6 protein-coding genes are annotated in these 6,903 nt (G+C 30.5%); 2 read left to right on the forward strand and 4 right to left on the reverse strand.

Features of this window, described 5'->3' with window-relative positions:
• Positions 1-60: 60 nt before the first annotated feature.
• Positions 61-1,350: a GTPase HflX gene (gene hflX / locus EV214_RS01595; RefSeq protein ID WP_165916171.1), complete on the reverse strand. Its 1,290-nt coding sequence runs from the start codon at positions 1,348-1,350 to the stop codon at positions 61-63.
• A gap of 276 nt (positions 1,351-1,626) precedes the next feature.
• Between hflX and EV214_RS01600 the strand changes: the two genes are divergently transcribed.
• Entirely contained in the window at positions 1,627-2,304 is a 678-nt protein-coding gene (locus tag EV214_RS01600) for an endonuclease/exonuclease/phosphatase family protein (protein ID WP_132242005.1), read from the forward strand.
• Positions 2,305-2,444: 140 nt separating this feature from the next.
• Positions 2,445-3,401: a stalk domain-containing protein gene (locus EV214_RS01605; protein ID WP_132242007.1), complete on the forward strand. Its 957-nt coding sequence runs from the start codon at positions 2,445-2,447 to the stop codon at positions 3,399-3,401.
• 54 nt (positions 3,402-3,455) lie between these two features.
• Here EV214_RS01605 and yunB read toward each other — a convergent pair whose 3' ends face one another.
• The 3 genes from yunB to pdxR form a co-directional block, all read right to left on the reverse strand.
• Positions 3,456-4,139: a sporulation protein YunB gene (yunB, locus tag EV214_RS01610; RefSeq protein WP_243116519.1), complete on the reverse strand. Its 684-nt coding sequence runs from the start codon at positions 4,137-4,139 to the stop codon at positions 3,456-3,458.
• Between the two features lie 68 nt (positions 4,140-4,207).
• Positions 4,208-4,909, reverse strand: coding sequence for an aspartate/glutamate racemase family protein (locus tag EV214_RS01615; RefSeq protein WP_132242009.1), 702 nt, complete (start codon positions 4,907-4,909; stop codon positions 4,208-4,210).
• 33 nt (positions 4,910-4,942) lie between these two features.
• A complete protein-coding gene (gene pdxR / locus EV214_RS01620; protein WP_132242011.1) occupies positions 4,943-6,424 on the reverse strand; it encodes a MocR-like pyridoxine biosynthesis transcription factor PdxR in 1,482 nt (493 codons plus the stop codon).
• Positions 6,425-6,903: the final 479 nt, after the last annotated feature.

Here is a 6,903-nt window from a genome sequence, read left to right on the forward strand (position 1 = left end):
GATGTTTTCTATTGCTTCATAAAATATTCTTTTCATTGTTCATATGCCTAACTTCATACTTTAAATCATATAGTCCACATATTTATTATAATCTATAGGCCCTAAGCAAGCTTCAATATAAACACCCTCTTCTCTATATTCACATGTTTCTACTTTTGTCTTATCCTGTAAATGAGATACAATATCTCCTCGATCATAAGGCAATAGCAGTGTTATTTTCTTCATGTAGGCGAATATCTTTCCCTTGATTTGAGATAATAATTCTTCCATTCCAATTCCTTCTACTGCTGATAAGTGTATGGTATCTTCTCCACAAGGTATCTGTATCCCCTCCATTTGATCCATTTTGTTAAACACAAGAATTGTTGACTTATCCTTTACATCTAACTCATCTAATACTTGATCTGTAACCTTCATCTGCATTTCATAATCTTGATTTGTAGCATCTATAATATGGAGTAATAAGTCTGCATCTACAACTTCTTCTAGGGTAGCCTTAAAAGCCTCTATTAATGCATGTGGCAGTTTACTCACAAATCCAACTGTATCAATCAAAATAAATTCTTCTTTGCTAGGTAACACAATTTTTCGATGGGCAGTATCTAATGTAGCAAACAACATATTTTCAGCATAAACAATCTTTTCTTCATCATAGTCTGTCATTGCAATCAATTTATTCATCAATGTAGACTTTCCTGCGTTTGTATAGCCTACTAATGCTACAATTGGAATTTCATTTTTCTTTCTCTTTTTACGTTGAATTTCTCTCGTTTTCTTTGTTTCATCCAGCTGATTCTTTATATCACTGATCCTATCTAGTATATATCTTCGATCAAGTTCTAATTTTTTTTCGCCAGGCCCTCGTGCACCAATCCCCACCCCGGTTCTAGACAACGCTCTTCCAAGACCTATAAGTCTTGGCAATCTATATCTGAGTTGTGCCAACTCCACTTGTAGTTTTCCAACCTTTGATTGCGCTCTTTGGGCAAAAATATCTAGTATAAGTGTCGTTCTATCAATAATCGTTCTTTCAATAACTTGTTCTAAATTTCTCATTTGAGCACCTGAAAGTTCGTCATTAAATATAACTAAATTTGCATCCAATTCATCAGCAAGTATTTTGATTTCATCTACCTTTCCCTTTCCTATATAAAAGGTAGCATCAATTTTTTGTTTGTTTTGTATCATTGTATGTACAACTTTTGCTCCAGCAGCTTTTGCTAACTCCTCTAATTCTTTTAAAGAATTTTCAATCGTTGTGATTTCTTTTTTACTGCCTGTGCTTAATCCAACTAATATGGCTCTTTGTTCGATCTCTTTCACAATTTCATTCTTTTCATTAAATTCCATTTCATCACCAACCTTAACTTATTCTATCATGTCTATTATACGCGAAAATGAATAAATTTCATCATCAAGTTTTTAACTATTATTAAAATCACTTTTATGAAAATGATAATTCCCCACCAAAACTTTAAATTACCTGTTAAGTCATTATATAATTCATGTGATCAACATAGTATGTAAATATACGTTTCTTTTTTTCCTACAGATTTAAATCTTCAAAGTTGGAAAAGATAACTTCTATACAGGTGTTAAAAATTTATAAATCTAGGAAGTGATTTTATGAAAAGAGATCCCTATTTTTTAAAAGTAATCACGTATAATATCCATAGTGGGAAAAATTTATTTATGATTCCTCAATTAAATAAGATAATTACATTTTTGAAAAATGAAGAAGCCCAGGTTATTGGGATTCAAGAACTCAATGAAAATGATAAACGTGGTTATCAAGTTCATAAGCTAAAAAATGGTTTACACATGAATGATGCCTTTGCACCGAATGTGAAAATTGGTAATGGTTATTATGGCGTGGGTACTTTTACTTCATTTGAAATCATGAAAGTTAATTTTATTCCTTTACCTAGTGCAAAAGAACAAAGAGGCCTATTACATACGGTCCTAAAAGTAGGAACGAAAGAACTAAATGTCTTAAATACCCATTTAGGTTTAAATGAAAATAAAAGAAAAAGCCAATTTAAAGCAATTGAAAAATATATTCAATCCATCCATTCACCATTTATTTTAATGGGTGATTTTAATACAACGATTCCTAAATTTAATACACCTTCTATGATAGATACTGCCGTAAACATGAAAAAAATAAATCTACCAACCTTTAGAGTTTCTCAAAAACGAATTGACTATGTATTTACTTCTAAATCTATCCAAGTTCACAATTATCAAGTCATCCCTGTAACAATGTCTGATCACTATCCTGTTATTGTAGAAATGCTTATATAAAATTTCACATGTCCTTTTGTACTTTATAGATATTTTTTCATGCATATCAAATTTACGGTATCTTTACTATTTTTTCTACATTGCATATAGAAAATCCTAATGATATAATCCTAGTGATTACATATTAGGAGGCATTGCAAATGAAAAAATTGTTATCCATCATCCTTTCTCTTGGGATACTCTTCTCACCCACTTCCGTTCATGCAAATTCCTATGTTATGCATACGGTACAGTTAGGTGACACTTACTCGAAAATATCTGAGAAATATAATAAAGATTTGTATGAACTCAAAATAATAAATGAAGAATTAGGTGAAGAATTGTATGCAGGTAAATTGATGAAAATCTCCCCCGTGGCACTAGAAAAAAACATCACCATAAAAATAGATGAAAAAAACATCCCTACAGATGAAGTTCCTTATTTAGAAAATTCTCGTACATTCGTACCCATTCGCTTTATTGCTGAATCTTTAAATATTGAAGAAATTCTTTGGGATGAAACTACCCAAACAGCAATATTAAAGAATGATATGCAAACCATATCTTTACCCATTGGTTCACAAACTGCCACTATTAATGAAAATCCCATAAAACTTGATGCACCCATTAGCATCTATAAAGGTAGAACTTTTGTTCCTATTCGCTTTATTGCTGAAGCATTCAATTGCGCTGTCACTTGGGATACAACGAACTACATAGTAGATATCCATACGCGAAAATCTCAAAATTACACTGCTGAAGATATATATTGGCTTTCTAGAATCATACATGCTGAATCCAGCGCTGAACCTTTTGAAGGCAAATTAGCAGTGGGTAATGTCATTATCAATCGAAAAAATAGTCCTACTTTTCCTAATACAATCAAAGAGGTCATCTTTGATCAAGCGTATGGTTATCAATTCACTCCAGTACTTAATAAAGCCATCTACAATACTCCTTCTACCAAAAGTATTGAAGCAGCTCTACAAGCATTAAACGGAAACAATAATATTGGAGGCTGTTTATATTTTTTAAATCCCTTTCTTTCAGATAATTTTTGGATTGTAGACAATAGAACTATTTATAAATCCATAAAAAATCATGATTTCTATTTATAAAAAATAGCCGTCTCGCTCTAGAAATTAATTTTCAGAGTGAGACGGCCTTTTTTATTATGGGATTTCGTTTGGTACGAGATTCAGTACTTCATCTTTTGGTACAAAAATATAGTTTTGTGGCACTTTCCCTACAATAATTGTTTCTGCAATAGGTACTGATGTTTCAACCGTTGTAGCTTTAGAAGAAAATGGTACAATAATTCTTACTTGTGTTTTTATGACCAAATAAATTTTATGCCTTGTTTGATTAATTCCTGATTGCTCAAATTCCGTTTTAAAATTTACATTTACCATACCTATAGGTGTAACATTAATATGAATCTTAGGCCCGTATTTCGCCAATAGTTGACTCTCAAATACTGTTCCTAGTGGAACACTTACAGTAGATGCTTTTATTTTTTTTATATTATCCTGAACAGATAATGCAACTTCTGTTGCTAATTTATTCATAATCATAGTATTCGCTTGCATCATCGTTACATTTCCTTCATTATCTGTTCTTATAAAAATTAAGTCCTGATATTTTATATCTTCTGAAACTTCAGCATTTACAGATTCATTAATTGAACGTGTTGCAATTTCTCTCGCTTTCACCTCTGCTATTGCTATAAAAGCAGGTTTTATTTTCTGATCCACTAACATAAAACCATAAATAAGTACTAAAAAAATTATAATTATGCTAATAAATGCTTTCAAGCTACCTTTCATCTTTCTACGGTGATGTCTCCTATAACGCAAAAAATCACCCCCTTCTTATATAAATATGTTTCTTAGGGGTGATTTAGTGATTATTTACTTTTAAAATATTAATTTATATTCTCTAAAGCAAAATCGACTGCTGCAACTGCATGTATTGTAGTCGTATCAAAAACTGGTATATCCACATCTCCTTGCTTTATTAACAAAGGAATTTCTGTACATCCTAGTATTACTCCTTCAGCACCATTCATAGCTAGATTATTGATTATTTCTTTATATTTTTCCTTTGAGTCCTCACTTATTTCACCTTTACATAATTCATCATAAATAATATTATGGACAATCTCCCTTTCATCTTTACTAGGAATCCCTACTTCAATATCATATTTTTCTCTTAATATCTTTTTATAAAAATCTCCTTCCATAGTAAATTTAGTTCCAAGTAATCCAACTTTTTTTATTCCCATAGTAACTATTTTTTCACCTGTTGCTTTTGCTATATGCAAAACTTCTATTCCTGCTTTATTTTCTATGTCACTCGCCATCTTATGCATAGTATTGGTACAAATTACAATAAAATCTGCTCCACCCTTTTTAAGTTTTTTAGCTACATCTATCATACTATCAGTAAGTTCTTCCCACTTATTTTGATGCTGTAGTATTTCTATTTCTTCAAAATCAACAGAATACATGAGACTCTTTGTAGAATGAAGCCCGCCTAATCTTTCTTTAACCGTTTCATTTAAAATTCTATAGTACTCCAATGATGATTCCCAACTCATTCCACCTATCAATCCAATTGTCTTCAAAATAATTCCTCCATCCTCGTATATTTTTTTACATTAATCATTAGATATGCTTTTTATTTCATCAAAGCTGTCCATCAATCGTTTTATACCTATTATAATTTCATCTTTTTTAGGATAGGTAAAATTTAACCTAATAAAATTGTCATTTTTTTCATTGTTTTTATAAAAGAAATTTCCCGGGACAAAATCCACTCCATTTTTAATAGATTTTTTAAATAATGTATTTAGATCAACTCTATTTGGAAGCTTTCCCCATATATAAAATCCACCTTTTGGGTTTTCAAATTTAAAACCTTCAAAGTTTCTCTTCAACTCATTTGTCATTATATCTCTTTTCAACAAATACTGTTTTCTTATCCTTTCTAGATGCTTTTCATAATAACCCTGTTTTAGAAATTCGCATATTATATGCTGGCTCAAGGTATTTACATGCAAATCAGTCAACTGCTTCAGCATGCTTAACTTATTTATTACTCCTTCTGGTGCAATGATCCATCCTACTCTTAATCCTAGTGAAATAACCTTTGAAAATGTACTTAAATAAAGAACATAATTATGCTTATCTAATGCTTTTAAAGGCGGTAACTGCCTCCCATCATATCTCAATTCTCCATAAGGATCATCTTCAATGATAGGAATACTATATTTTTTTGAAATCCCTATCAATTCATATCTTCTTTCTATACTCATAGAAACACCTGTAGGATTTTGAAAATTTGGAATAGTATATATAAATTTGGGATTAAGTTTATTTATTAGGTATTCTAATATATCAATCCGAACACCATATTCATCAGTTGGAACACCTACAACCTTAGCCCCTAGTGACTCAAACAATTGAATTGCTCCAAAAAATGTGGGTTCTTCTATTAAAATCACATCATTTACATTAATAAAAGTTCTTACAATCAAATCTATTCCTTGTTGTGACCCAGATGTAACCATTACTTCCTTAGTTGGTATTCTTACTCCCCTATTTAACATTAAATGTTTAATTTCTTTTTTCAGCAGTTTGTCTCCTGTTACAGGACTATGGGAAAATATATTTTCTACTTTACTTTTTAGTAATTCAATCTGAATTTTTTCAAATTCTTCTCTAGGAAATAATTCTGGTGCTGGAATACCTCCTGCAAATGAAATTATTCTATTATTGCCATCAATATTCATTATTTTGCTAATAATATCATCATAATTCTTCTTTGAACTCTCACTATACATTTCATGCCAAAATAAGGATTTTACAAAATTTCTTGGTTTAGTGTTCTCAACAGCTGCATTATTATAAATGACATAAGTTCCTCTTCCAATATCTGATGCAATTAATCCTTCTGCTTTAAGCTCTTGATAAGCTCTTACAATTGTACTTCTGTTTACATCTAGTTTCTTTGCAAGGTCCCTTTCCGAAGGTAATACATAATTTTTAGGCGTTTGCCTAGAATAAATCATATCTTTTATTTGATTTTTTATTTGAATATAAAAAGCAACGTTACTATTTTTTTTAATATTTATCCTCATATAATCACTCACTTAGCTAAGTTTCTATTTAAACCCTATTATACCAATACTAATAATAATTGAAAACTACCAATGTAAGTTTTTCTAAATCCATCCAATTTCTCATACCTAAAAAAATCTCTTACTATTCTCTAAATCTTAGTTATACACTAGATCTGTAACAATCTCATTTTCAATTTCTATATATGCTTGTCCATCTATCCCACATAAAAAATCCCCCCTTCTCATTCTGAGTTCTCACAGAAACTCATCTGCCCCTGTGATTACTCTCTTTTATTAATTTAATTTTTTATCGATTCCCCCATTTTTTTTTGCATAAAATACTTGACACACGTATAAAAATTTGCGGTCATGCTCCTTAAAATACATTTTTTAGGAGGAATATCTTATGCTTAAAAATTGGACTTCTCATGCTGAATATCAGCAATTTATTATTTCAAATCTCTCTTCTTTCTACAAAACTTTTCCTAAAAGAATTG

The sequence above is a fragment of the Marinisporobacter balticus genome (genome assembly GCF_004345705.1).
In the GTDB taxonomy this organism is placed as follows: domain Bacteria; phylum Bacillota; class Clostridia; order Peptostreptococcales; family Thermotaleaceae; genus Marinisporobacter; species Marinisporobacter balticus.

Excerpts from the sequence above, each read along its gene's own strand:
- hflX (WP_165916171.1), bottom strand. The coding sequence starts at position 1,350 with ATGGAATTTAATGAAAAGAATGAAATTGTGAAAGAGATCGAACAAAGA.
- EV214_RS01600 (WP_132242005.1), top strand. The coding sequence starts at position 1,627 with ATGAAAAGAGATCCCTATTTTTTAAAAGTAATCACGTATAATATCCAT.
- EV214_RS01605 (WP_132242007.1), top strand. The coding sequence starts at position 2,445 with ATGAAAAAATTGTTATCCATCATCCTTTCTCTTGGGATACTCTTCTCA.
- pdxR (WP_132242011.1), bottom strand. The coding sequence starts at position 6,424 with ATGAGGATAAATATTAAAAAAAATAGTAACGTTGCTTTTTATATTCAA.